Here is a 24868-nt window from a genome sequence, read left to right as displayed (position 1 = left end):
TTCCTACAGGCCTGGCAATTCGGCTACACTTTAAGGCTTGTCAATCATAATAGTCAGGCCGTCATGAAATTCAGCGAGTTTCAAATCGGGATGGTGATCAAGCACCCACCGGTTGTCGTCGACAGGGAGTCCATGCTGGCGTTTGCGCGCCAGTACGACCCGCAGTGGTTCCATACCGACCCGGAACGGGCTGAATCGGGCCGCTGGGGCGGTCTTATCGCCAGCGGCTGGCAAACATGCAGCCTGGCCATGCGCATGGCGGTGGACAGCGCCTTGGTGGGTTCCGAGTCTTTCGGCTCGCCGGGTGTCGACAAGATCCGCTGGCTGGTGCCGGTGCGCGAAGGCGACGCATTGCGCCTGGAAATTACCGTCGACTCGGTGCGCATTTCCTCCACTCGCGACGACCTGGGCATTGTGCGCTGGTCCTGGCGCATGTTCAATCAGCGCGACGAGCAAGTGCTGGAGCTGGAAGCGACTAGCCTTTTCGACCTGGGAACGGCTACGGCTTAATTCTGCAAGGACGAGATGGTCGCGGACCGAAGCATTGGTCTCGTCCTTTGGGTTCGAGCTTGAACACGAGGATTTTTCTCGGCAGCGAAAGGCATTGCCAAGCCGCAGGCTTGAAGGTCTGGCTTCTGGCGGGAATACTTCAAATGAAAAGAGGCCGGAAATTCCGGCCTCTTTGTTTACTGTTGCGCTTTAGCGCGGCTGGCAGGAATCAATAGAACGCCTGCAGGCCGGTCTGGGCGCGGCCCAGAATCAAGGCGTGCACGTCGTGCGTGCCTTCGTAGGTGTTGACCACTTCCAGGTTGACCAGGTGGCGGGCAACGCCGAACTCGTCGGAGATACCGTTGCCGCCCAGCATGTCGCGCGCCAGGCGGGCGATGTCCAGGGATTTGCCGCAAGAATTGCGTTTCATGATGGAAGTGATTTCAACCGCGGCCGTGCCTTCGTCCTTCATGCGGCCCAGGCGCAGGCAGCCTTGCAGCGCCAGCGTGATTTCGGTTTGCATGTCGGCCAGTTTTTTCTGGATAAGCTGGTTCTGGGCCAGGGGACGGCCGAACTGCTTGCGGTCCAGGGTGTACTGGCGGGCGGTATGCCAGCAGAACTCGGCGGCGCCCAGGGCACCCCAGGCGATACCGTAGCGTGCGGAATTCAGGCAGGTGAAGGGGCCTTTCAGGCCGGAGACCTTGGGCAGCATTTGCTCTTCGGCCACTTCGACTTCGTCCATGACGATTTCGCCGGTGATGGAAGCGCGCAGTCCGACCTTGCCGTGGATGGCGGGGGCTGTCAGGCCTTTCCAGCCTTTTTCAAGGATGAAGCCGCGGATCTTGCCGTCGAAGTCGCCGCCGACGCACTTGGCCCAGACGACGAAGACGTCGGCGATGGGCGAGTTGGTGATCCAGGTTTTGTTGCCGGTAAGCTTGTAGCCGTTGGCTGTTTTGACGGCGCGGGTTTCCATGCTGCCGGGGTCGGAGCCGTGGTTGGGTTCGGTCAGGCCGAAGCAGCCTATCCATTCGCCGGCCGCCAGCTTGGGCAGATATTTTTGCTTTTGCTCTTCGCTGCCGAATTCATTGATAGGCACCATGACCAGCGAGGACTGCACGCTCATCATCGAGCGGTAGCCGGAGTCGACGCGTTCGACTTCGCGGGCGATCAGGCCGTAGCACACATAGTTAAGACCCGAGCCGCCGTATTCGACGGGGATGGTGGCGCCCAGAAGACCGAGTTCGCCCATTTCCTTGAAAATGCCGGCATCGGTTTTTTCGTGGCGGAAAGCTTCCAGCACGCGGGGCAGCAGTTTGTCCTGGGAATAGGCGTGGGCTGCTTCGCGAACCATGCGTTCTTCTTCGGTAAGCTGCGAATCCAGCAATAAAGGATCTTCCCAATTGAATGAAGGGGCCGAGGACATAGGTTTGCTCCGTGGGGTAATAAGTTTAGGTTTAAAGCATTTTTACCGAAAACGCCGCGTTAATCAAATGCATTTTGATAATCGGGCTGTTTGACAGTGCTATCGGGGCATTTTGCCGCCGCGCAAGGCGCATGATGGTAAAAATCGTATAAACACAGCATATGTGAGCTGAATGCACAATGCAATTGATAAAATAGCACAATATAGTGCGATTTATGCAAGGTGCCTGGGCCGAATCACAAGGATAAACAATGAGACACGGAATTCCAAACCTGGGGGCCTTGCAGGCCTTCGAGGCAACCGCCAGGCTGGGCTCGTTTTCGCGCGCGGCAGAAGAACTGTCGTTGACGCACAGCGCCGTGTTCCGGCAGGTCAGCGGTCTGGAGGAAAGGCTGGGCGTGCAATTGTTCACCCGCATTCGGCGGCGCATTGCCCTGACCGAGGCCGGCACCCAGTACGCGGCGCGGGTGCGGCATCATCTGGAGCAACTGGAAAAGGACACGCTGGGCCTGATGTCGGGTGCGGGAATGGGCCGCAGCCTGCATGTTGCCGTCTTGCCGACCCTGGCCACTACCTGGCTGGTGCCGCGCTTGCCCGAATTCAAGAAGCTGCACCCGGACATTGCCGTAAGTCTTTCCATACGCACCCGGCCCTTTCAATTCAACGACCAGCCTTTCGATGCCGCCATTTATCATGCGCCGCAGATCTGGCCGGGCACCGTGGGCATCAAGCTGTTCGAAGAGCAGGAACTGGTGCCGGTGTGCGCGCCTGAAATTGCCGAACTGATACGCGGCGGCGCGCAAGCGTCGATGCAGGTCACGCATTTGCATATGATGTCGCGGCCCGACGCATGGCGCGAGTGGTACCGCGAACAGAGGCGAGACTACGCACCTTCGGTCGGCGCAGGGCCGCGCTACGAGCTGTTTACGATGCTTCTGGCGGCTGCGCAGGCGGGACTCGGAATTGCATTGATTCCGCGGTTTTTGGTGCGCAGCGTGGCCAATGGCGGGCAATTGGTGTGTCCGTTCGAGCACGGCCTGTCGGTGCGCGAGTCGTATTTCTTCAGCTATCCCGAGCACGCCGAACGCAGCGAAGCGCTGCTGGCGTTCGAAGCGTGGCTGCGGGATATTGTCAGCGGCGATCCGTTCTAGGACTAGCCCCCGGGTATCGTGCGGAAGCTGCGGCCGGTGGCGACAAACGAGCCCAAGATTCCGGGCACCTGCCTCAGACTGCCTAGTGTCCTGTTTGGCTAATTCGAATCCTTATCTTCGGCGCCTGGGCTCGCCATGCGGCGTTGCAAATCCTCGCGATAGCTACGGCTATCGCGGCGGTTTGCGCCTTGCCTGACAAGCCCACGCATCCGAATATAAGCTCACAAACTAACCAAACAGGACACTAGCGGAACACCACGGTGCGCTTGCCGTTAAGCAAGATGCGGTGTTCGACGTGGCGGCGCACGGCGCGTGCCAGTACCAGCGATTCGACGTCGCTGCCCACACGGGTCAAGTCGTCCACACTCATGGCGTGATTGACGCGTTCAACGCTCTGTTCGATGATCGGGCCTTCGTCCAGGTCGGAAGTCACGTAATGGGCGGTGGCGCCGATGATCTTCACGCCGCGGGCATAGGCCTGGTGGTATGGGCGCGCGCCTTTGAAGCTGGGCAGAAAACTGTGGTGGATATTGATGGCCCGGCCCGACAGGGCACTGCATAGTTCGGGCGAAAGGATCTGCATATACCGCGCCAGCACGACCAGGTCGATATTCTCTTTGTCGACCAGTTCCAGGATTTGCGCTTCTTGTTCAGGCTTGGTTTCGGGCGTGACGGGCAGGCAATGGAAGGGCACGTCGTACGACGCGGCCAGGCTGGCGTAATCCTTGTGATTTGAGACAATGCCGGCAATGGTAACGGGCAGTTGCCCGCTATGGGTGCGGAACAGCAAATCGTTCAGGCAGTGCCCCTGGCGGCTGACCAGGATAAGCAGGCGCGCTTTGCGCTGGGCGTCGTAGATATCGGCCTGCATCTGGAACTTGTCGGCAACGGATGCGAACTGCGCGGTGAGCTCTTCAGCCGAAGACGGTTGGGGCAATTGGAAATGAACGCGCAAAAAGAATCGTTCGTCTTCGACGTCGCCAAATTGCTGGGCATCGATGATATTGCCGTGCAGATTGAGCAACCAGCCGGTGACGCTGTGCACAATGCCTATGCGGTCGGGGCAGGAAATGGTCAGGATGTAGTCGTTCATTTTTATGCTGGTTACGGCCGCAGGCGGCTGATAGTTCAAAAAGCAAGGGCTTGACGCACGGCTCGCGCAATGGCGAGACTGGCGGTAAGCCCGGGTGATTCTATGCCAAAGAGATTGATCAGGCTGTCTACTCCGTGCGTTGCCGGCCCGGCAATGGCGAAGTCGGCCGGCGGTTCGCCGGCAGCGCTGATTTTAGGACGTATGCCAGTGTAGCCCGGCGCCAGGGCGTTGTCAGGCAGGCCGGGCCAGTAACGCCGTATCGCGGCATAGAAGGCCCCGGCCCGCGCCGGGTCCAGGCTGTAGTCTTCGCTTTCCACCCATTCGGTGTCGGGACCGAACTTGGCCTGTCCGCCTATATCCAGCGTCAGGTGCACGCCCAGGCCAGCATGGTCGGGCATAGGGTAGATCAGGCGCGAGAACGGGGACTTGCCCGAAAGCGTGAAGTAGCTGCCTTTGCAGAGATACGCTTGTGGAATATGTTCGGTGGGCTGGCCCGCCAGCTTGTGTGCGTTGGCCGGTGCCGACAAGCCGGTGGCATTGACGACGCAAGCAGCGCTCAGTTCAAGCGGCTCGGCACCCCCGAAGCGCAAGCGGAACAAGCCGTTCCGCAGGATTTCGCCGCCGATGAACGGGGTATGGAAAACATACTGTGCGTTATTGTTTTCGGACTCGCCTTGCAAGGCCAGCATCAGGCCGTGGCTGTCGATGATGCCGGTTGAAGGCGAAAGCAGGGCGGCGGTACAGCTCAGGGCGGGCTCCAGCTGTTGCGCCTGCGCGCCGCTAATCCATTGCAGGTCGTCGACGCCGTTCTGCCGAGCCTGCTGTGCGAGCGACTTCAATTGCAATGCCTGTTCGGGGCTGGTGGCGACGATCAGCTTGCCGGGCCGCCCATGGGCAATGCCGCGCTCTTGGCAATAGGCGTACAGCAGGTGCTTGCCTTGCACGCAAAGCCGGGCCTTCAGGCTGTTTGCGGGGTAATAGATGCCGGCATGGATGACTTCGGAATTGCGTGAGCTGGTGCCGGTGCCAATGGCGCCGGCGGATTCGGCAACAAGTACTTCGCGGCCCGCCAAGGCCAGTTCGCGCGCCACCGCCAGCCCCACCACGCCGGCCCCCAGTACAACGCAATCTACGTCCGCGGGCATATGTTTAATGCTGCTCAGGGCGCAAGGCGGGATCGGTTCCACTGCCCGGCTGTCAGCGTGTAGACCAACCGGTCGTGCAGGCGCGAGGGGCGCCCTTGCCAGAATTCGACGTACTCCGGCTTTAGCCGGTAGCCGCCCCAATACTCAGGACGCGGCGGCTCCATGCCCAGCGATTCGCTTAGCGCCGCGTTGCGCTGTTCCAGTTCTTCGCGCGAGATCGGCTGGCTTTGGGGCGAGACCCAGGCGCCGATGCGCGAGCCCAGCGGCCGGCTGTTGTAATACGTGTCGGATTCGGCCGCGGAGACTTTCTCGACAAGGCCCTCCAGGCGCACCTGGCGTTCCAGCGGCTGCCAGAAGAACAGCAGGCTGGCGTGCGGGTGGGCCGCCAGGTCCTGGCCCTTGCGCGATGTGTAGTTGGTAAAAAAAACCAGGCCGCGTTCGTCCAGCCCTTTAAGCAAGACAATGCGCGCCGAGGGGCGGCCATCGGCGCCGACGGTTGCCAGCGTCATGGCATTGGGTTCGGGTACGTCGGCATGCAAGGCTTCGTCGAACCATTTTGAAAATTGCTCGAGCGGAGTCGGCGCGAGCGACGATTCAAGCAGTAAGTCTTTTTCGTATTTTCTACGCAAATCGGCTAATGGCATAGTGGCAGCAACAATTGAACAAGCATGGGTCGGGCGGAGCATGGCGCCGGCGGCCGTTTTACGCGGCCACCGTGATTATTTTACCTTGCGCTATGAGGTAGTGCCGCAGCGCCGCGCTTTTTGCCTGGGTGCGCGGCAGCCGGTTCATGGCCGGCGTCGGCTTGCTGCGCTTGGGTGGAAAGCTGCTCGATCAGTGCATCGAGCTTGCGGTCGTGTATGCCGGCCTGCCTGAGCGCCTGGGCGGTTTCCAGTACATATTCCGCACAAGGGCCGTAGATGCCGTGGGCGCGCTGCACGATGGCAAGCAGTTGATCCTTGTCCAGCCCCCGCACGTAGGCGTCTTTGCCGCGATCCATGGTGAAGACCAGGGCGCGTATCGTGCCTTGACCTGTACGGCAGTTAAGCCATTTGGGAATATAAGCGGCACTGGGCATTTCACGCTTCCAGAGTTCCTGCAAAATGTCCGTGACCTGATGCGAGGCAATGCGGTAGGCCATGCCGCGGCAGGAGCCGCCCACGTCCAGCCCGAAGACCAGGCCTGGCTGCTCGGGCGTGCCGCGATTGATTCGCGACCACAGGCACAGCGAACGGTGGTAGCCGTTGACGCGTGCCAGGCGTTGTTCAAGAAAGTCGAATTCGGGCCGCCATACCAGCGAACCGTAGCCAAAAACCCAGATATCGTCAGGCAGCCCCCGTGCCACGAACGCATCCAGGGATGCCTGGCGCTCATGCTCGGTGAGTTCGCGGAAACTGGCTCCGCTGGCGGAAATAAGCGATTCTAGGGTGGTTGGCTTGGTCATCTGGGCAAACTGTAGAAATGCGGGGCGTGATCTAATCATAGTATTACACGCTGCCCCTTTTCCAGGCCAGGCCCCGATGCCAAGGCGTGGCGCAGGCATTGTTTTTGTGCGGCCGCGTAAACAGCAAGAGAACTCTATAAATGGACGAAATCAATTTTGAACGCCGCTTTGGCGGGCTCGAACGACTGTACGGAGCGCGCGGCGTGGCGCAACTGAACGAGGCGCATGTGGCTGTGGCGGGAATTGGCGGCGTGGGCTCTTGGTGCGTGGAAGCGTTGGCGCGCTCGGGCGTGGGCGCATTGACGCTGATCGACCTGGACCAAGTGGCCGAGTCCAACATCAACCGCCAGCTTCATGCCTTGACTGCTACCTTGGGCCAGGCCAAGGTCGAAGCCATGGGCGCGCGTGTCCAGGGCATCAATCCGGCCTGCCGCTTGAATCTGGTCGACGATTTCGTCACCCCCGAAAACGTACGCGAAGTCTTGCCCCTCGACATGACCGTGCTGATCGATTGCACCGACCAGGTCAGCGCCAAGATCGCCATGATCCTTGCTTGCCGAGAACGCGCGCGGCATGTCGTTGTATGCGGCGGCGCGGGCGGCAAAACCGACAGCCTGAGTTTGCGCGCTAGCGATTTGTCCGGCGCGTTGAACGACGCCTTGCTGGCCAAGCTGCGCAACACCTTGCGCCGCCAGCATGGCTATCCCAGGGCGTCGGACCATGCGGGCAAGGTGCGCAAGCGCGTACCCAAGATGGGCGTGCGCACCTTATGGTTCGACCAGCCGGCGCGCCTGCCCGACGCATGGTTGGACGCTGCCGACGGCATTGCCCCGCAAGGCTTGTCCTGCGCGGGCTACGGCTCGGCCGTGACCGTAACCGCGGCCATGGGCATGGCTGCGGCCAACGAGGCCGTCCAGTATTTATTGAAGACCGCAGCGCCGCTAGGCGGGGGTTAAGCGCATTCGGTCGGCGTTCCGGGATTCATGGTCGTTGCGGCGCCGCCTAGGCAGTCCCGGCCACCTCGTTGGCGGCGGCCGACGCCTGCATGAAGTCGTCCAGCACGGCGCCGGTATGCGAGCTGGCACGGTGCTGCATGATGTGTTCCGGCGACCCTGCCGCAACCAGCCGCCCGCCGCCGGTCCCGCCTTCAGGACCCATGTCCACGACCCAGTCGGCTTCCGCGATGACGTCCAGGTTATGTTCGATCACCACGACGGTATTGCCGGCCTCGACCAGGCGGTGCAGCACATGGACCAGTTTTTCCACATCGGCCATCGAAAGCCCGACGGTCGGCTCATCCAGTACATACAGCGTATGCGGTATGCGCGAAGCGCGCCCGGTGGTGATGACGCCATCGGTCAGCCTGGCCTTGGTCAGTTCGGTCACCAGCTTGATGCGCTGCGCCTCGCCGCCCGACAGCGTGGGCGAAGGCTGGCCCAGGGTCAGATAGCCCAGGCCCACGTCCTGCATCAGCTTGAGCGTGCGCGAGATCTTCGAATGCGCGGCGAAATAATCGATGGCATCGTCGACTTCCATCTTCAGTACTTCGCCCGCGCTTTTCTCGCGCCATTTAACGCTTAATGTGTCGCGGTTGAAGCGCTCGCCGCCGCAGGCGTCGCAAGGCACTTTTACATCAGGCAGGAAACTCATTTCGATAGTGCGCATGCCCTGGCCTTCGCAAATGGGGCAGCGGCCCTCGCCGGTATTGAACGAGAAGCGGTTTTGCAGCCAGCCGCGCAGGCGTGCTTCCCGCGTGCCGGCAAAGAGTTTGCGCACATCGTCCCAGAAGCCGACATACGTGGCCGGGCAGGAGCGCGGCGTTTTGCCGATGGGCGTCTGGTCGACCTCAAGCACCCGGTCTATATGTTCCCATCCGCTGATGCCGTCGCAACCTTGCCACGACGGCGCACTGCGCTGCGTCACGGCCTGCGCCACATTGTGCAGCAATACTTCGCGCGCCAGCGTGGACTTGCCCGAACCCGAAACGCCGGTAACGACGCTAAGCCGCCCGATGGGGACGCGAACATCGACGTTGCGCAGGTTGTGCATGCGAGCGCCATGGATTTCCAGCATGGGCGTGGTGTCGTCGATAGGGCGCCTGGCCTGCAGTGGATGGACGAGGGGATGCTTGAGGTACTGGCCGGTTAGCGAGGCGGGGTTGTCGATGATGTCCTGCACCGTTCCCTGGGCTACGACGCGGCCGCCGCGTATGCCGGCGCCGGGGCCGATGTCGATGACATGGGAGGCGCGGCGTATGGTGTCTTCGTCATGTTCGACGACCACCAGCGTATTGCCGTTGCCCTCTAGCTGGGAGAGGGCATTGAGCAGGATCTGATTGTCGCGCGGATGCAGGCCGATGGTGGGTTCGTCCAGCACGTAGCAGACGCCTTGCAGGTTCGAACCCAACTGCGCCGCCAGCCGGATGCGCTGCGCTTCGCCGCCCGAGAGCGTGGGCGCCGCGCGGTCCAGGGCCAGATAGCCCAGTCCTACTTCCTGCATGAAGTTCAGGCGCCCGCGGATTTCCGTGAGGATATCGCGCGCGATCTCGACCTCGCGGCCGCGGCTGACCAGGCCCGCGAAAAAGGTCTGGGCGTCCGAGATGGAAAGGCCGGCCAGTTGCGCAATGGACCGGTCGCGCCAAAGAAACGCGCGCGCCATGGGATTGAGCCGTTCGCCATCGCAACTTTGGCAGACGGCGGCTTCGCCCTCGTACCAGGCGTTCCAGGCGGTTTCCTCGCCGGTTTGCTCGGCATCGAAATCCTTCAATTGCAAGCCGGTGCCGAAGCAGCTTGTGCACCAGCCATGCTTGGAGTTGTACGAGAACATGCGCGGGTCGGGTTCCGGGAAGCTGGTGCCGCAGCATGGGCAGGCGCGCTTCACTGAAAAATGAATCTGTTCGGTGTTGCTTGCCAGACCGGCTTCACGCCGTTCGTCCAGTGTTTCGGTGCTGCCGTTCTGCGCTGTCAGGTCCAGCAGTACGCTCATGCTGCCGTGGCCATGCTCCAGCGCCGAACGTATGGCTTCGCGCAGGGGCAGTTCATGCCCGGCATCCACGACCAGGTCGGCGACCGGCAGTTCGATAGTGTGTTCCTTGTAGCGGTCCAGGCGCGGCCAGGCTGCGGTCGCGATGAATTCGCCATCCACCCGCAAATGCGTATGGCCTTTGCCGGATGCCCATTTGGCCAGGTCGGTGTAATAGCCTTTGCGCGCCGAAACCAGCGGGGCCAGAAGGCCGATATGCCGCCCCTTGTAGTCGCGCAGCAATTGCGCGGCGATCTGGTCGGCGCTTTGGGGTTCGACCGGCACGTGGCAGGTGGGGCACATTTGCGTGCCCAGCTTTACGTAAAGCAGCCGCAGGAAATGGTGGATCTCCGTCATGGTGGCCACGGTCGACTTGCGTCCGCCGCGGCTGGTGCGCTGTTCGATGGCCACGGTGGGCGGGATGCCATAGATGGCATCGACATCGGGCTTGCCGGCGGGCTGGACGATGGCGCGGGCGTAGGCGTTCAGGGATTCCAGGTAGCGGCGCTGGCCTTCGTTGAACAGAATATCGAATGCCAGGGTGGATTTGCCGGAACCGGATACCCCGGTAATGACGGTAAAGGTGTCGCGCGGTATCGAGACATCGATGCCTTTGAGATTGTGTTCGCGGGCATTGACGATGTCGATGCTGCGCGTTTGACGCTGGCGCCGGATAGCCGCTTGCAGCGGCGTGCCGTTGCCGTAGCTGGCCGTGGGTTCAGCGGCCAGCATGGCCTGGCGCGACAGGTCTTCGTAGACGACCGAGGTTGTGTAGTCGGCCAGTGCGCGGCCGGTGTGCGAGGCCGCGTTGTCCATCAGGTCTTGCGGCGTTCCTTGGCCGACAATGCGGCCGCCGCCATCGCCGCCTTCCGGGCCCAGGTCGACGATCCAGTCCGCCGCGCGCAGCACGTCCAGATTGTGTTCGATGATAAGCAGCGAATGGCCCGCGGCCAGCAGTTTCCTGAAGGCGCGCATCAGCCGCGCCACATCGTCGAAGTGCAGGCCGGTGGTGGGTTCGTCGAACAGGAACAGGCTGCCTTTCTTGGCGACCCGGGCCGACGAAATGCCGCTGCGGGCGGCCGCCGCCAGGTGGCCGGCCAGCTTGAGCCGCTGCGCTTCGCCGCCCGAAAGCGTAGGTACGGGCTGCCCCAGTTGCACGTATTCCAGGCCGACGTCGGCCAGCGGCGCCAGGCCGTACTGCACGTCGCGCAGCCCGCTGAAAAACTCCAGGGCTTCGCTGACCGTCATGGCCAGCACTTCATCGATGGATGCGCTGCGGCCCAGGTGCTCGACGCGCACTTCCAGAATTTCGGGGCGGAAGCGCTTGCCGTCGCAGTCCGGGCAGCGCAGGTAGACGTCCGACAGGAACTGCATTTCCACATGCTCGAAGCCGGTGCCGCCGCAAGTGGGGCACCGGCCGTCGCCGGTATTGAAGCTGAAGGTTCCCGCGGTATAGCCGCGTTCGCGCGCCAGGCTGGCCTGGGCAAACAGCTTGCGGATGGCATCGAAGGCGCCCACATAGCTGGCGGGGTTGGAGCGCGCGGTTTTTCCTATGGGGGTCTGGTCCACCATGACGACGTCGGCGATTTGCTCGACTCCGAGCAAATGCGTGTAGGGCCCCGGCGCCTCGGTGGACTTGCCTTGCAGCTTCAGGATGGCGGGGTACAGCACATCCTGAATCAAGGTGGACTTGCCCGAGCCCGACACGCCGCTGACGCAGACCAGGCGGCCCAGCGGCAGCGACAGCGAGACATTCTTCAGATTGTTGGCCGTGACGCCTTCCAGCAGCAGCCGCGGCGTGCTGTCGGCCACAGGCATGGGGCGCGGCGCCTCGACTCGCAGGCGTCCGCCCAGATAGTTGCCGGTCAGGGTGTCGCTATTGCGCAGTTGGTCGGGGGTGCCGTCGAAGACGACGCGTCCGCCGCGTTCGCCGGGCCCCGGCCCAATGTCCATGATGCGGTCGGCCGCCACCATGACCTGCGGGTCGTGCTCGACCACGACCAGGGTATTGCCATTGGCGCGCAGCCGGTGCATGACCTCGACGACACGGTGCATGTCGCGCGGATGCAGGCCGATGGAAGGTTCATCCAGCACGAACAAGGTGTTGACCAGCGAAGTGCCCAGCGCCGTAGTCAGGTTGATGCGCTGCACTTCGCCGCCCGACAGGGTGCGGCTTTGCCGGTCCAGCGACAAATAGCCCAGACCTACGTCGCACAGGAACTTCAGCCGCGTGCGGACTTCGTCCAGCAGCAGGCTTAGCGCGGCGTCCAGGGCGCTGCCGAAGCTGATGCCGTCGAAAAATTCGCGTACATGGTCGATGGGCAGGCGCATCAAGTCGTGTATGCCCAGTCCCGGCAAGTTGTTCAGTTGTTCGCGGCTCCATTGGGCGTGCACCGGCATGAAGCGCGGGTAGGCGTCGCCGGGCTTGGCTTTGACGTCGCCCAAGCGCCACAAGGTGGCATCGGGCTTCAGGCGCGAGCCGCCGCAGGCCGGGCAGGGCGTGTATGAACGGTATTTGGACAGCAGCACGCGCACATGCATTTTGTAGGCGCGCGACTCCAGCCAGTCGAAGAAGCGCTGCGCGCCGTACCACTGGGTTTTCCAGGCGTTCATGCCGCCTTTCCAGTCGGGCGTGCCGCCTATGACCCAGTGCTTTTCTTCTTCGCTGAGTTCAGCCCAGGGCGTGTCCAGCCGTATGCCGGCCGGCCCGGCGTATTTCTCCAGTTCGGCCTGGCAGTCTTTATAGCTGTTGGTCTGCCAGGGTTTGACGGCGCCGCCGCGCAAGGTCTTTTTTTCATCGGGCACGACCAGGCCGTAATCGATGCCCATCACGCGTCCGAAGCCGCGGCATGACTCACACGCGCCCAGGGGGGAGTTGAAAGAAAAGGTGCTGGGCAGCGGCACCGTGTATTCAATATCGCAGTGGGCGCAGTGCAGGCGATTGCTGAAGCGCCATGCCTGTTCTTCTTCTTGCTCTTCCGTCGCGGCATAGATAGTGATGTGCCCGTCGCCTTGCTTCAGGGCGGCGTCCAGCGCCTCCATGACACGCGCCGTTTCGGCATTGCCGTAGCGGAAGCGGTCTTGCACGACATGCAGCACCCGCTGCTGTACTGGCTTGGCGGCGCGCTTGGCCTTGGCCTTGCCCTTTTTGACGGGCGCGGCCTCCGGTTCGACGCTAATGGTTTCTTCGTGGTGAATGCGCGTATAGCCTTGCTGTTCGAGATAGCCGCGCACTTCCTCTTCGGTAAAGTTGGCCGGGATGGCCACGGGAAATGTAATGATCAGGCGCGGGTCGTCCTTTTGCGTGCGCAGAGCCAGTTCGCGGCAGATCGACTCGGGGTTGTCCAGCTCGACCCGGGTGCCGCAGCATTGGCAATACAGCTTGCCCATGCGGGCGTACAGCAGCTTGAGATGGTCATTGAGCTCGGTCATGGTGCCCACGGTGCTGCGCGAGTTGCGCACCGGATTGACCTGGTCGATGGCAATGGCGGGCAAAATGCCCTCGATGCGATCCACCTGCGGCTTGTCCATGCGATCCAGGAACTGGCGGGCGTAGGGTGAAAAGGTTTCTACGTAGCGCCGCTGGCCTTCCGCATACAGAGTATCGAACGCCAGCGAGCTTTTGCCCGAGCCCGAAACCCCGGTCAGAACCAGCAGTTCGCCGGTGTTGATGGATACGTCCAGGTTTTTGAGATTGTTCTGGCGCGCGCCGATAATGCGGATTTGAGAGCTCATGACAACACTATGGATGGCTGTTCTTGCCGTGCTGGCGCGCAAAGGCCATTTTGAGCGGCGCGCGAATTACGGTAGAATGGCAGGTTAGGTAAGGTTTACAAATTTTTTGGCGGCGCCGGCTTTTTGGGGTTTCGCCAGTAATTAACAGTTTCGGAGATTATTGTGGCAGAAATCAAACGTACGCGCCGTAACACCCTCGAGCGTCGTTGCCTGGGCAAGGCATTCAAGCGTCTTTTCATTAAATCGCCTAAAGGCGTTTTCAAGATGCTGGAAAAGGTCAAGCGCGCTTAAGGCGCCATTCTTGACCACGTTGCAGCGGGCAAAGAGGCAAAAACTTGCCGAAATCTGTCCGATTGTGACAAAAGCAAAAAACCATAAGTTATCAAGCTTATGGTTTTTTTTTGGCTATTATGCTGGAAAGTGCACAAGCAAACACAATAAGCGGGCTAGAGCGTCCTGCCCGGACATCAGCCAAGCGTTTCATACAACAAAGCATATAAGAAAAAATGTCGGCTCAACACATTTCCTCCCGCTATCTATTTACCGTCCTTACACCCACTTATAACAGAGCCCATACCCTGCCACGCGTCTATGCTTCGCTACGCGAGCAGACGTTCCAGGACTTCGAGTGGATCGTCGTCGACGACGGCTCGACCGACGACACCCGCCAAGTGGTGCAGGCCTGGCAGCAAGAGGCCCATTTCCCCATTCATTATTTCTGGCAAGCCAATCAGCACAAAAAGGCCGCGTTCAATCGCGGCGTCCAGGAATCCCACGGCGAACTGATCGTGGCGCTGGACAGCGACGACAGCCTGGACATGAATGCGCTCGATGCCATGGCGCGCACATGGCACGACATTCCCGAGCCGAGCCGAGCCGGATACGTGGCCGTTACCGGGCTGTGCGCCAGGCCCAACGGCAGCATAGTGGGCGATATGTTTCCGCAGGACGAGATTGATGCAACGGCCGTCGATATGTCGTTCAAATATCATGTGGGCGGCGAAAAATTCGGCTGCATGGTTACCGAAGTCCTGCGCCGCTTCCCGTTTCCCGAGGATATCCCGGGTTTCGTGCCGGAAAGCCTGGTCTGGCGCGCCATGGCGCGGGCCGGCTATTTGACGCGCTTCGTGAACCAGGTGTTTCGCGTTTATCACGACACCGGCGATTCCTTGTCGGCCCAAGGGCGCTCGAATGGCGCCCAGCATGCGGAAGGGTTGTGGCTGCTGGCCCAGGATACGGTCGTCGAATGCCTGCCGTGGTTTCGCTACCGCCCCGCCGAGTTTTTCAAGGCGGCGGCGCGCTATACGCGCTTCGGCATGCATCTGAAGCGCGAGGGCAAGACCTTGCCCGGCGGGCGCAGCCTGAAAGGCTGGGGTGCCCGTGCGCTGGTGGCCCTTATGTGGCCGGCGGGGGCGCTGATGTACTGGCGCGACCGGCGCCGCGCCTGATTGCGGATTATCCCGCAGTCAGTCGATCTCTTGGGTTGCTGGGCTTGGCGGACCCGAGGTATTGCCGGTGCCGGCACGCCGGCAATGTAGCTGCGCCATTTGCGGCGCCATCGCTTAGTGCAAAGTATGGCGCGGAAGGTCGTTCAACAGCTTGTCCAGATCATCGTCATCGCCGTTTTCGTCATCTTCATCGTCTTCGTCGATGTTGGGCAATGGCGCATCGCTCAGCTCGAAAGGCAGGATGCTGTGCAGGTCGTCGCTCCAGGCGACCTCTTCGCCGTCTTGGTCGACTTTGATGAAGCGCACGCCCTCGAGGTCGGATAACTGGATGGCCCACAGGTATTCGCAGTCGTAGACATCATCGCCGGGTTCAAGCCCGCCCCGGTTGCCCAGTATGCGGGCGCCGGCGCCGCCGACCTGGACGATGACTTTGTCTTCATTGTCTGCGACATCCAGCGGAACGGCGAAAATAGCCCATTCGAATCCGGTTTCGCTGGCGTCGACCACCTCGGCCAGCACGGGCTTGCCCATGTAGGCGCTAAGCGCGTCGGCTGTGCGCCCCAGCAAGTCGAGTTCTTCGGCGGTAAAGGTCAGTTCGGAGTCGTTGGCTGATGACATAGCGATGAGTGGGGAAGATGGAAGGGCCATGTGCGCCTCGGCGGAAAGCTTGCGCGCGCGGCATAGATAAATGGGCGTTGCGGGGCCATTTTAATGCATGGGCGCATGCACGGCCGGGAAGTGGGCTTTATTTCGCTTGCCGGCCTACAATGGGACCCTCTGAACGAGTCGCCTGCCTACCGCTAGCTCTGTTCAGAGCTTTCCCCTGGTTTCTTAATTTTTGTCTATTTGGTTTCTATGGCTCAATATGTTTATACGATGAATCGCGTCGGCAAGATCGTGCCGCCTAAAAGGCAGATACTGCGCGATATTTCCCTCTCGTTTTTTCCCGGTGCGAAAATCGGGGTGTTGGGCCTGAACGGCGCGGGTAAATCCACGTTGCTCAAGATCATGGCCGGCCTGGATAAAGAGATCGAAGGCGAAGCCATACCCATGCCCGGCATCAAGATCGGATATCTGTCCCAAGAGCCCCAGCTCGACCCGCAGCACACCGTGCGCGAGTCTGTTGAAGAAGGCATGGGCGACTTGTTTTCGGCGCGCAAGCGCCTGGACGAGGTCTATACGGCCTACTCCGAACCCGATGCGGACTTCGATGCGCTGGCCACCGAGCAGGCAGAGCTTGAAGCAATTATCGCGGCCGCCGCTTCCAGCGGCGCGGACGATATCGAACACCAACTTGAAATAGCCGCCGACGCTCTGCGCCTGCCGCCCTGGGATGCCGTTATCGGCCAGCTGTCGGGGGGAGAGAAGCGCCGGGTTGCCTTGTGCCGCCTTCTGTTGTCCAAGCCCGATATGCTTTTGCTGGACGAGCCTACCAACCACCTGGATGCGGAAAGCGTCGAGTGGCTTGAACTGTTCTTGCGCAAGTTCCCGGGAACTGTCGTTGCGGTGACGCACGACCGCTATTTTCTGGACAATGCAGCCGAGTGGATACTTGAGCTGGATCGCGGCTACGGCATACCCTGGAAGGGCAATTACAGTTCGTGGCTCGAGCAGAAGGACGACCGCCTGAAGCAGGAAGAGGCTTCCGAGTCGGCACGCCAGCGCACCATCAAGAAAGAGCTTGAGTGGGTGCGCCAGAATCCCAAGGGCCGCCAGGCCAAGGCCAAGGCGCGCCTGGCCCGCTTCGAAGAACTGTCGTCGCACGAATACCAGAAGCGCAATGAAACGCAGGAGATATTTATTCCGGTTGCCGAGCGCCTGGGCAACGAGGTTATCGAGTTCGAGAATGTCAGCAAGGGGTTTGGCGACCGCCTGCTTATCGACAATCTCAGCTTCAAGATTCCGGCTGGCGCGATTGTCGGCATTATCGGCGCCAACGGCGCCGGCAAGTCGACGCTGTTCCGCATGATCGCCGGCCAGGACAAGCCCGATGGGGGCGAGGTCAAGGTGGGCAAGACTGTGCAGTTGGCGTATGTGGATCAGTCGCGCGAATCCTTGCCCGACGAAAAAACCGTGTTCGATGCGCTGTCGGACGGCGCCGACCTGATTACCATCGGCAAGTTCGAGATGTCTTCCAGGGCGTATCTGGGCCGTTTCAATTTCAAGGGCGGCGACCAGAACAAGCTGGTGGGCAAGTTGTCGGGCGGCGAGCGCGGGCGCTTCCATCTGGCCAAGACTTTGATCGCCGGAGGCAATGTGCTGCTGCTGGACGAGCCTTCCAACGATCTGGATGTGGAAACTTTGCGGGCGCTCGAGGATGCGCTGTTGGAGTTTGCCGGGAGTGTCCTGGTTATCAGCCACGATCGCTGGTTCCTGGACCGTATTGCAACGCATATTCTGGCGTTCGAGGGCAATTCCGAGGTGGTGTTCTTTGACGGCAACTATCAGGAATACGAGGCGGACAAGAAGCGCCGCCTGGGCGAAGAGGGCGCCAAGCCTCGCCGCTTGCGCTATAAGGCACTGAAATAGTCGCTGCTGTTTTGGGGATGGATTGACGGCGGCGTTGTAAAACAGCCGCCGTTTTGTTACAAATTGAGGGCTGCTGAGGGCGCAGCTTTCGGGATAATGCAACGATAGCCAGTGTCTGCCGGGGAATCCGGTTTATATCGTTTCGTGGGCATCTGTACGGTGATACAGTTTATGGCGTTATTAACAATCCGCTACGTAATTTGCTGGTGCTGGATTGGGTAATCAGGTATCGTGGATTACAAGATTGTTCTTGCAGGAGTATAAAAAATGAAATATAGCAATTTGGGTAAGTTGGCGGCAGTGGCTTTGTTGGCGGTTTCTGCCGCGGGCTGTTCGTCCTGGGACAACATGAGCCATCGCCAGAAAAGCGCTGTAACGGGTGCGGGTATCGGCGGTGTTGCCGGTGCGGTCGTGACGGGCGGCGGTGTGCTGGGTACAGTGGGTGGCGCTGCCATCGGCGGTGTAATCGGCGACCAGGTTGGCAAGAACAGATAAATAAGTTGTAGTTCCATTACCTGGCCATCGTGTTCTCCGTGCGATGGCTTGGTGGAAAAACCGCCTTTTTTGGGCGGTTTTTTTTGGCTTTTTGGCCTCTTAGGTCGCCATTGTCGTTCTTAAACAGCCGTTTTGGGTTCTTAATTGGCTGTCTTTGGTTCTTAAGCGGGCCTTTTGGTTGTTGAGCGGCCGCTTTGGGTTCTTGAGCGGCGGGGGCGTGGGGCGATTTGATGCGGTTGGGGGAGGGGGCTTGGGCGCTTGTCAGGCGATTGGGCGGGTTGGGCCTTGAACCCGCGCCGGCTCTACATTGCCACCTGCTGTCCAGACATATAGTTTGCCTGCCTTGCCTGCTTGCCCGCGCTGGGGGGGGCGGTCCTAGCCTGTCGTCCGTCGTCTGTCGGCGGTATGGGTTTTTCAAGTTCTGTTGGGGTGTCGTTTATTGGAGCGCGTAAAAAATGCCTGGCGGAAATCCGTTCAGGCATTTTGGCATTCAGTTGAATCGTTGTTTTACGCCGGTTTGTTCTCGACCTGGGGCATTTCGATTTTTACTTCCAGGATCTCCAGGGAGTCTTGGCGGTCGAGGTTGACCTTGATGTCGTCGGGGTTGATCTTGACGTAGCGGGAGATGACTTCGACCAGCTCTTTTTGCAGGCGCGGAAGGTAGTCGGGCGTGATGCCGTCGCCGCGTTCGTTGATGAGGATGAGCTGGAGGCGGTCCTTGGCGACGCTGGCCGAGGTTTTTTTCTCGCCCAGGAGGAAGGATAGGAAAGACATATTATTTCCCTCCGAACAGGCGCTTGAAAAGGCCCGGTTTTTCGTAGTCGACGAAGCGCAGGGGTTTTTCTTCGCCGAGGTAGCGGGCGATGACGTCCTGGTAGGCGATGGCGACGTCGCTGTCGCGGATGTGGATGGCGGGGATGCCCTGGTTGGAGGCTTGCAGGACGTCTTCCGATTCGGGGATGACGCCTATGAGTTTGATGCGCAGGATGTCTTCGATGTCTTGCAGCGAGAGCATTTCGCCGTCGGCAACGCGTTTGGCGTTGTAGCGGGTCAGCAGCAGGTACTCTTTGATGGGTTCTTCGTTGGTGACCGCGCGATGGGATTTGGCCGAAAGGATGCCCAGGATGCGGTCGGAGTCGCGCACCGAGGAGACTTCGGGGTTGGTGACCACGACGGCGTCGTCGGCGAAGTACGAAGCCATGAGCGCGCCGGTTTCGATGCCGGCGGGGGAGTCGCATACGATGTACTCGAATCCCATGTCTTTCAGGTCGTTAAGGGTTTTTTCGACGCCTTCTTTGGTCAGTGCGTCTTTGTCGCGCGTTTGCGAGGCGGGCAGGACAAAGAGGTTTTCGAGCTGTTTGTCGCGGATGAGCGCCTGGTTCAGGGTGGCTTCGCCTTGTATGACGTTGACGAAGTCGTAGACGACCCGGCGTTCGCAGCCCATGATGAGGTCCAGGTTGCGCAAACCGACGTCGAAGTCGATGACGACGGTTTTGAAACCGCGCATCGCCAATCCAGAAGAAAAACTGGCGCTGGTGGTCGTTTTGCCCACACCGCCTTTACCGGAAGTCACCACAACTATTCGCGCCATGACGATTGAATCCCTTTAATTTTGATAAACCACGTAATCGTAATGCAAAAATGCATGCTATTGGCCTTAAAAGGCCGTTAAACAGTCTTGGGTTCGCAACAAAACATATCTTGCTGCGCCGCTCCGGCTTGTAGCGGGGTTTGTGCCGGATCTTGAGTATTGCTTTGCGCCTTGGCCGCGGTTTTACAGTATGGGCCATGCTGGAGACGAAGCGCGATATTCAAGGCTTTATCCTTTGGTCTCGCCCAGGCTGGAGATTTGCAAGGTGTCGCCGTCAAGCCGGACGATGGCCGGTTGATTATGCAGGTTTTTTTCCAGTTGGGTTTCAATGACGCGATAGACGCCGGCAATGGCCAGCAGTTCGGGGTTGAGCTGCGTGGTGAAGATGCGGGCGCTGGTGTCGCCGCGGGCGCCGGCCATGGCCTTGCCGCGCAAGGGGCCGTAAATATGGATGTTGCCGTCGGCGATGACTTCCGCGCCCTGGCTGACGACGCCGATGACGATGAGGTCGGTGTTGCGCGCATAGATGCGCTGGCCCGAACGCAATTGGTGGTTGATCACCATGGCGGCCGGCGCCAGGGCGGGGGCGGTCTCATGCGCAGGCGGCAGCGGGGGCGCTGCCGTGGGGGCGACCACCGGGACTTCCTTGTCGGGCGCGGGGGTGCTGGCCGGACGCACGGGCGCGGCGGAAAGGTCGACTTGCGGCAGCCCGCAGGCTTTGGCCGCTTCCAGGTTGGCACCTTCGGCCACAACGCCTATGGGATGCAGCGCGTGTCCGCGCAGCGCCTTTACCAAGGCCTTCCAGTCTGTGGCCTGGGTCAGGTTCGAGGCGTCGATGACGACGGGTTCGTTCTCGAAGAACGAGCCGGCGTCTTTCATGCGCTGGTCTAGCGCGGCGACAAGGGCTTTGAGGCTATGGTCGTGCAGCACTACGCGCACGGCATAGAGCGTGGCGCTTTTGAAGTCCAGGGCTGTCTGGCCTGCGGGGGATGAAGAATTGCTCACGGTAGGTCTTTATCTAGTGGTTCAAATCCAGGCGTCTTTCAGGGTAACAGTGCGATTGACCACCGGCTTGTCGCGCGTCGAGTCGATGAGGTCGGCGACGAAATAGCCCAGTCTTTCGAATTGCCAGCTGGCTTCGGGGTCGGCTTGCGTGCCCGGTTCCAGCCATCCCTGCACCGCGTGATACGAATTGGGGTTCAGGGCTTCCAGAAAATTCTTGTCGCCGGCGTCTGGATGCGGGTCGGAGAACAGCCGGTCGTAAAGGCGGATCTCGGCCGGAACAGCATGCGCCGCACTGACCCAGGTGATCGTGCCTTTGACTTTGACGGAGTCGGCGCCCGGCGTGCCGCTTTTCGTTTCAGGCAGGTACTCGGCATGCACTTCGGTGATGCGGCCGTTTTCGTCCTTGACGCAGCCGGTGCAGGTCACGATGTAGCCGTACTTAAGCCGTACGGTGTTGCCGGGAAACAGGCGGAAGTACTTTTTGGCCGGAACTTCCTGGAAGTCGTCGCGTTCTATCCACAGTTCGCGTGCAAACGGGAATTCGCGCGTACCGGCTTCGGGCTGATGCGGGTTGGCCGGCGCGTGGCAGAGTTCGCTTTGGCCTTCGGGATAGTTGGTAATGACCAGCTTGAGCGGGTCGAGCACGGCGACCCGGCGTTCGGCGACCGGGTCCAGGGTGTCTCGCAAGGCTTGTTCAAGCACGCTGTAGTCGATGCGCGAGTCGGCCTTGGACACGCCCAGCCGTTCGCAGAACAGGCGTATGGCGGCGGGCGTATAGCCGCGCCGGCGCAGGCCGGCCAGCGTGGGCAGGCGTGGGTCGTCCCAGCCAGCCACATGGCCTTCGCGCACCAGTTCCAGCAGCTTGCGTTTGCTGGTAACCACATAGCTGAGGTTCAGCCGGGAAAATTCGTATTGGTGCGGCAGCGGCCGGCTCAACTGCCCCAACTCGGCCAGTTTGTTCAGGATCCAGTCGTAGAAGGGCCGTTGGTCTTCGAATTCAAGCGTGCAAAGGCTGTGTGTGATGCCTTCGAGCGCGTCTTCGACGGGATGGGCCCAGGTGTACATGGGGTAGATGCACCATGCATTGCCGGTGCGGTGATGCTCGGCATGGCGGATGCGGTACAGGGCCGGGTCGCGCATATTCATGTTGGGCGAACCCATGTCGATCTTGGCGCGCAGCACCAGGCTGCCGTCCGGGTGCTTGCCGGCGCGCATTTCTTCGAGCAAGGCCAGCGATTCGGCGGCTGGGCGGTCGCGCCAGGGCGAGTTCGTGCCTTTTTCGGTCAGGGTGCCCCGCGTGGCGCGCATTTGCTCGGCGTTTTGTTCGTCGACATAGGCATCGCCCGAGCGGATCAAGGCCTGGGCGAATTCGTACATGTAGCCGAAATAGTCGCTGGCGAAGTAAAGGTTGTCTTCTTCAGGGGTTTCCCAGCTGAAACCCAGCCAGCGTACGGTTTCGATGATGGCCTTGACGTATTCGTCTTCTTCTTTTTCGGGATTGGTGTCGTCAAAGCGCAGATGGCAGACGCCGCCGTAGTCGCGCGCCAGCCCGAAATTCAGGCAAATGCTTTTGGCGTGGCCTATGTGCAAATAACCGTTGGGCTCCGGCGGAAAGCGGGTGCGTATTCTGGCCGCGTCGACGGCGCCGTGCGCCTGCACGGACGCGGGGCCGGGTTTGCCCGCCCAGCGCTTCTGGGCATAAGTACCGTTGGCCAGGTCCTGGTCGATAATAGTGCGCAGAAAATTGGATACGGGGGGCGTCGAGGAAGTGGAAGTCATACGAGAATAAAGAAGAAGCTGAAATATCCAGTGAAGTAAGCATTTTGCCACGTTCGGCAATATTTGCCCGTGCGATTGCGCCAATGGCGTCCATGGCGGCTCAAGTCGCTCTAAACTAGCGCTCATTATGACAAACTTGACCCTTTGGTTTTCCCAGACGCAGTTTTTCCTGAGCCTGGGCTTTTTCTCGCTCTTTCTGGTGATAGAGCTGGGCCTGGCGTGGGTGCTGCTGTTTTTCAAGCTGGGCGCGTTTCTGACCGAACGGCCGGGCTGGACCGCGGCGTATCGCTTCTGGGTGCGGGTGTTCGCACTGGCGGTCGTCCTGACCCTGGCGTCCAGCATGCCTGTGCTTATCCAGGTCGGCAGCCTGTGGCCCGCGCTGATGGACAAGATCGGCGACGTGGCCGGCCCGTTGCTGGCCGGCGCCATTCTGACCACTTTCATTTTCAAGTCGTGCTTCCTGGGCGCGATGCTGTTCGGGCAGCGTTATGTTTCCGAGCGCATTCATACTATTCTGGTCTTCATGGTGGCCGTCGGCGTTACGCTGGCCGCGCTGTGGCCGATAATTTTGCAGGGCTGGATGCAGGCGCCGGTCGGCGCGTTTTTGCTTGAAGGGCAGTATCAGGTTTCCGACTGGCATGAGGTTGTCCTGAATCCTTTCGTGGGCTGGCTGTTCGGGCTGCTGGTTATCATTGCCGCGCTGACGGTTGCCTTTTTGCTTATGGGCGTGGGGGCGCGCCAGGCTATTGCCCATCCCCTGGACGACAGCGAGCGACTGGTGTTTCGCACCGGCCTGTTTACAGCCATGGGCGGCGTGCTGCTGCTGGCGGCGGTCGTGGCCGGCTATGGCCAGCAGGTGGCGCATTACCAGCCTGCCAAGGCCGCCGCTACGGCGGGCTATTGGCATAGCGGCACGCAGCCCGACTTATTGCTGGCCGCCTGGCCCGACGAAGCCAAGGGCGACAACCGTGCGCAACTGGCCTGGCGTCATGCGGGCGGGCGCTGGCTGGCGCGTGACGATAAAGGAGAACTGATCGGGCTGGATCACGTCGCCGGCATGGCTCCGCCGGTCGCGCTGACTTTCTGGTCGTTTCGCCTGTTGTTGGCGACGGCCCTGCTGATGGGCGTCTTTGCCTGGCTGGTTTTTTTCCGCTTGCGTAAAAAGCAGTTCGATCCGGGTGTCTTGTCTTCCGGATGGCGCCGCTGCCTGATCGGCATGACTTTTTCGGGGTGGGTGCTTGGTCTGGCCGGCTTATGCCACGTTCTGTTCGGGCTGTCGCCTTATGCGGTCAACGGTACGATTACCCTGGCCGAGATCGTCGGCGACACCGAGCCCAACGTGCTGCTGGGCGGGATGGCGGCCTATGCGCTTGTTTACGCGGTGCTGTTGGCGGGCTTTTTGCAATTGTTGCACCATATTGTGCGCTATGGCGTGGTGCCGATCGCACGGCGCAGGGGGCGGGCATGATAGACAGCCTGGTTGCTTTGTTGGGCATCAGCGCGCACGATCCTGCGTTCTGGATGCCTTTGGCCTTGGTAGGCTTGTTGTTCGCCACGATAGTGGCGGGCACGGTGCTGGACGGCTTCGATATTGGCGTGGGCTGCCTGGTGCTGTTTGCGCCGCCGGCGCTGCGTCCGCGCATGTTGTCGCTGCTTAGCCCATGGCGCGATGCCAACGAGTTCTGGCTGTTTCTGGGTATGGGCCTGTTCGTGTCGGCGTTTCCGCATGCCTGGGGCAGCATCATGGGCGTGCTGTATCTTCCCCTGAGCTTGTTGGCGCTGGGCGTGCTGCTGCGCTCGGTTTCGTTCGAGCTGCGCTTGCGTTCGCCTATCGAGATGCAGCCGCGCTGGCTTGCCGTCTTTGCCGCCGGGTCATTGATTACCGCATTGGCGCACGGCATTTTATTGGCCCAGTTGGTGGTTTCTTACCAAAGCGACTCGGGCTATTTATGGTTTTCGATTTTCATGGGCGTGTGCGCCTTGCTGGCTTACTGCCTGCTGGGCGCATCGTGGCTGATTATGCGGGTGGGCGGCGAGCTGCGGGTGCGGGCCGTCATGTGGGGCCGCCATGTCGTACGCTGGGCCGCCGCCGGCGCGGTGGGGCTGTCGGTGGTGCTGGCCTTCGCCAATAGCGGGGTATTCCTGAAATGGAGCGGCGGCCCTCAGTGGCCGCTGGTGGTCGGCCTGTGGGGGCTTTTGCTGGTGTGCTTCGTGACGATAGAGATGTGCTTGCAGCGCATGATCAATCGCAGTTATCGCACCACCGCGCTGCCGTTTGCCATGACGCTGCTGATCTTCTTTACGATACTGGGCGGCCTGGGATACAGTTTTTTCCCCTACCTGGTGCTGGACGACATCACCATCTGGGACGCGGCCGCTTCGGTCGAGTCCCTGCGCTTCATCCTGGCCGCGGCCGTGGTGGCCCTGCCGGTCGTACTTATCTTCAATATCTGGGTTTACTGGCGCATGTTCGGCCTGTCCAAGCCGCCCGCGCCGCCGAAGTTCAAGGGCTAGAGAGGG

General features: G+C 60.8%; 20 protein-coding genes. 9 read left to right on the top strand and 11 right to left on the bottom strand.

The window, feature by feature from the left end:
- The first annotated feature begins 63 nt into the window (after positions 1–63).
- Entirely contained in the window at positions 64–510 is a 447-nt protein-coding gene (locus DFR37_RS11375) for a MaoC family dehydratase (RefSeq protein ID WP_113933351.1), read from the top strand.
- 208 nt (positions 511–718) lie between these two features.
- On the opposite strand, the gene DFR37_RS11370 is transcribed toward DFR37_RS11375, so the two are convergent.
- Positions 719–1912: an acyl-CoA dehydrogenase gene (locus tag DFR37_RS11370; protein ID WP_113933350.1), complete on the bottom strand. Its 1194-nt coding sequence runs from the start codon at positions 1910–1912 to the stop codon at positions 719–721.
- A 251-nt stretch (positions 1913–2163) separates the two neighbouring features.
- Here DFR37_RS11370 and DFR37_RS11365 point away from each other — a divergent pair, with 251 nt between their 5' ends.
- Positions 2164–3063 carry a LysR substrate-binding domain-containing protein gene (locus DFR37_RS11365; protein ID WP_113933349.1) on the top strand — a complete coding sequence of 300 codons (900 nt, stop codon included), beginning with the start codon at positions 2164–2166 and terminating at the stop codon, positions 3061–3063.
- Positions 3064–3307: 244 nt separating this feature from the next.
- On the opposite strand, the gene purU is transcribed toward DFR37_RS11365, so the two are convergent.
- The 4 genes from purU to DFR37_RS11345 form a co-directional block, all read right to left on the bottom strand.
- Positions 3308–4162, bottom strand: coding sequence for a formyltetrahydrofolate deformylase (gene purU, locus DFR37_RS11360; RefSeq protein WP_170139896.1), 855 nt, complete (start codon positions 4160–4162; stop codon positions 3308–3310).
- A gap of 29 nt (positions 4163–4191) precedes the next feature.
- Entirely contained in the window at positions 4192–5301 is a 1110-nt protein-coding gene (locus DFR37_RS11355) for an NAD(P)/FAD-dependent oxidoreductase (protein WP_113933348.1), read from the bottom strand.
- A gap of 14 nt (positions 5302–5315) precedes the next feature.
- Positions 5316–5945: a pyridoxamine 5'-phosphate oxidase gene (gene pdxH / locus DFR37_RS11350; protein ID WP_113933347.1), complete on the bottom strand. Its 630-nt coding sequence runs from the start codon at positions 5943–5945 to the stop codon at positions 5316–5318.
- Positions 5946–6025: 80 nt separating this feature from the next.
- Positions 6026–6745, bottom strand: coding sequence for a gamma-glutamylcyclotransferase (locus tag DFR37_RS11345; protein ID WP_113933346.1), 720 nt, complete (start codon positions 6743–6745; stop codon positions 6026–6028).
- A 140-nt stretch (positions 6746–6885) separates the two neighbouring features.
- On the opposite strand from DFR37_RS11345, the gene DFR37_RS11340 reads away from it, so the two are divergent.
- Positions 6886–7701 (top strand): tRNA threonylcarbamoyladenosine dehydratase, encoded by an 816-nt coding sequence (locus DFR37_RS11340; RefSeq protein WP_113933345.1) that lies wholly within the window; start codon positions 6886–6888, stop codon positions 7699–7701.
- Between the two features lie 46 nt (positions 7702–7747).
- On the opposite strand, the gene uvrA is transcribed toward DFR37_RS11340, so the two are convergent.
- On the bottom strand, positions 7748–13501 hold the full coding sequence (gene uvrA, locus DFR37_RS11335) for an excinuclease ABC subunit UvrA (RefSeq protein WP_113933344.1): 5754 nt from the start codon (positions 13499–13501) through the stop codon (positions 7748–7750).
- 162 nt (positions 13502–13663) lie between these two features.
- Here uvrA and DFR37_RS23430 point away from each other — a divergent pair, with 162 nt between their 5' ends.
- Positions 13664–13792, top strand: a complete 129-nt coding sequence (locus DFR37_RS23430; RefSeq protein ID WP_276330273.1) for a hypothetical protein — start codon at positions 13664–13666, stop codon at positions 13790–13792.
- Positions 13793–14007: 215 nt separating this feature from the next.
- Positions 14008–14949 carry a glycosyltransferase family 2 protein gene (locus DFR37_RS11330; RefSeq protein WP_113933343.1) on the top strand — a complete coding sequence of 314 codons (942 nt, stop codon included), beginning with the start codon at positions 14008–14010 and terminating at the stop codon, positions 14947–14949.
- Positions 14950–15063: 114 nt separating this feature from the next.
- Here DFR37_RS11330 and DFR37_RS11325 read toward each other — a convergent pair whose 3' ends face one another.
- A complete protein-coding gene (locus DFR37_RS11325; protein WP_244960359.1) occupies positions 15064–15597 on the bottom strand; it encodes a hypothetical protein in 534 nt (177 codons plus the stop codon).
- Between the two features lie 207 nt (positions 15598–15804).
- On the opposite strand from DFR37_RS11325, the gene ettA reads away from it, so the two are divergent.
- Both ettA and DFR37_RS11315 read left to right on the top strand, forming a co-directional pair.
- Positions 15805–17478 carry an energy-dependent translational throttle protein EttA gene (gene ettA, locus DFR37_RS11320; protein ID WP_113933341.1) on the top strand — a complete coding sequence of 558 codons (1674 nt, stop codon included), beginning with the start codon at positions 15805–15807 and terminating at the stop codon, positions 17476–17478.
- A gap of 267 nt (positions 17479–17745) precedes the next feature.
- Complete coding sequence (locus tag DFR37_RS11315; RefSeq protein WP_113933340.1) at positions 17746–17973, top strand: YMGG-like glycine zipper-containing protein; 228 nt, start codon at positions 17746–17748, stop codon at positions 17971–17973.
- Positions 17974–18480: 507 nt separating this feature from the next.
- Here DFR37_RS11315 and minE read toward each other — a convergent pair.
- The 4 genes from minE to DFR37_RS11295 all read right to left on the bottom strand — a co-directional run bounded on the left by minE (position 18481) and on the right by DFR37_RS11295 (position 22348).
- The gene (minE, locus tag DFR37_RS11310) at positions 18481–18747 is read right to left on the bottom strand and encodes a cell division topological specificity factor MinE (RefSeq protein ID WP_113933339.1); all 267 of its coding nucleotides are present in this window, start codon (positions 18745–18747) and stop codon (positions 18481–18483) included.
- A 1-nt stretch (position 18748) separates the two neighbouring features.
- Entirely contained in the window at positions 18749–19564 is an 816-nt protein-coding gene (gene minD, locus DFR37_RS11305; protein WP_113933338.1) for a septum site-determining protein MinD, read from the bottom strand.
- A 228-nt stretch (positions 19565–19792) separates the two neighbouring features.
- Complete coding sequence (minC, locus tag DFR37_RS11300; RefSeq protein ID WP_113933337.1) at positions 19793–20569, bottom strand: septum site-determining protein MinC; 777 nt, start codon at positions 20567–20569, stop codon at positions 19793–19795.
- A 21-nt stretch (positions 20570–20590) separates the two neighbouring features.
- Entirely contained in the window at positions 20591–22348 is a 1758-nt protein-coding gene (locus tag DFR37_RS11295; protein WP_113933336.1) for a glutamine--tRNA ligase/YqeY domain fusion protein, read from the bottom strand.
- Between the two features lie 127 nt (positions 22349–22475).
- Here DFR37_RS11295 and DFR37_RS11290 point away from each other — a divergent pair, with 127 nt between their 5' ends.
- Positions 22476–23816, top strand: a complete 1341-nt coding sequence (locus DFR37_RS11290) for a cytochrome ubiquinol oxidase subunit I (RefSeq protein WP_113933335.1) — start codon at positions 22476–22478, stop codon at positions 23814–23816.
- The gene (locus DFR37_RS11285; protein ID WP_113933334.1) at positions 23813–24862 is read left to right on the top strand and encodes a cytochrome d ubiquinol oxidase subunit II; all 1050 of its coding nucleotides are present in this window, start codon (positions 23813–23815) and stop codon (positions 24860–24862) included. Before DFR37_RS11290 ends, DFR37_RS11285 begins: the two co-directional genes overlap by 4 nt.
- Positions 24863–24868: the final 6 nt, after the last annotated feature.

The organism is Eoetvoesiella caeni (assembly GCF_003315175.1).
GTDB classification, from domain to species: Bacteria; Pseudomonadota; Gammaproteobacteria; order Burkholderiales; family Burkholderiaceae_B; genus Eoetvoesia; species Eoetvoesia caeni.
This window is presented reverse-complemented; position numbering and strand designations above follow the sequence as displayed.

Coding starts and splice junctions, on each gene's coding strand:
- minE (WP_113933339.1), bottom strand. CDS start 18,747: ATGTCTTTCCTATCCTTCCTCCTGGGCGAGAAAAAAACCTCGGCCAGC.
- uvrA (WP_113933344.1), bottom strand. CDS start 13,501: ATGAGCTCTCAAATCCGCATTATCGGCGCGCGCCAGAACAATCTCAAA.
- DFR37_RS11285 (WP_113933334.1), top strand. CDS start 23,813: ATGATAGACAGCCTGGTTGCTTTGTTGGGCATCAGCGCGCACGATCCT.
- DFR37_RS11375 (WP_113933351.1), top strand. CDS start 64: ATGAAATTCAGCGAGTTTCAAATCGGGATGGTGATCAAGCACCCACCG.
- DFR37_RS11315 (WP_113933340.1), top strand. CDS start 17,746: ATGAAATATAGCAATTTGGGTAAGTTGGCGGCAGTGGCTTTGTTGGCG.
- ettA (WP_113933341.1), top strand. CDS start 15,805: ATGGCTCAATATGTTTATACGATGAATCGCGTCGGCAAGATCGTGCCG.
- DFR37_RS11325 (WP_244960359.1), bottom strand. CDS start 15,597: ATGGCCCTTCCATCTTCCCCACTCATCGCTATGTCATCAGCCAACGAC.
- pdxH (WP_113933347.1), bottom strand. CDS start 5,945: ATGCCATTAGCCGATTTGCGTAGAAAATACGAAAAAGACTTACTGCTT.
- DFR37_RS11355 (WP_113933348.1), bottom strand. CDS start 5,301: ATGCCCGCGGACGTAGATTGCGTTGTACTGGGGGCCGGCGTGGTGGGG.
- minD (WP_113933338.1), bottom strand. CDS start 19,564: ATGGCGCGAATAGTTGTGGTGACTTCCGGTAAAGGCGGTGTGGGCAAA.
- DFR37_RS11330 (WP_113933343.1), top strand. CDS start 14,008: ATGTCGGCTCAACACATTTCCTCCCGCTATCTATTTACCGTCCTTACA.
- DFR37_RS11340 (WP_113933345.1), top strand. CDS start 6,886: ATGGACGAAATCAATTTTGAACGCCGCTTTGGCGGGCTCGAACGACTG.
- DFR37_RS11295 (WP_113933336.1), bottom strand. CDS start 22,348: ATGACTTCCACTTCCTCGACGCCCCCCGTATCCAATTTTCTGCGCACT.
- DFR37_RS11345 (WP_113933346.1), bottom strand. CDS start 6,745: ATGACCAAGCCAACCACCCTAGAATCGCTTATTTCCGCCAGCGGAGCC.
- DFR37_RS11370 (WP_113933350.1), bottom strand. CDS start 1,912: ATGTCCTCGGCCCCTTCATTCAATTGGGAAGATCCTTTATTGCTGGAT.
- DFR37_RS11290 (WP_113933335.1), top strand. CDS start 22,476: ATGACAAACTTGACCCTTTGGTTTTCCCAGACGCAGTTTTTCCTGAGC.
- DFR37_RS11365 (WP_113933349.1), top strand. CDS start 2,164: ATGAGACACGGAATTCCAAACCTGGGGGCCTTGCAGGCCTTCGAGGCA.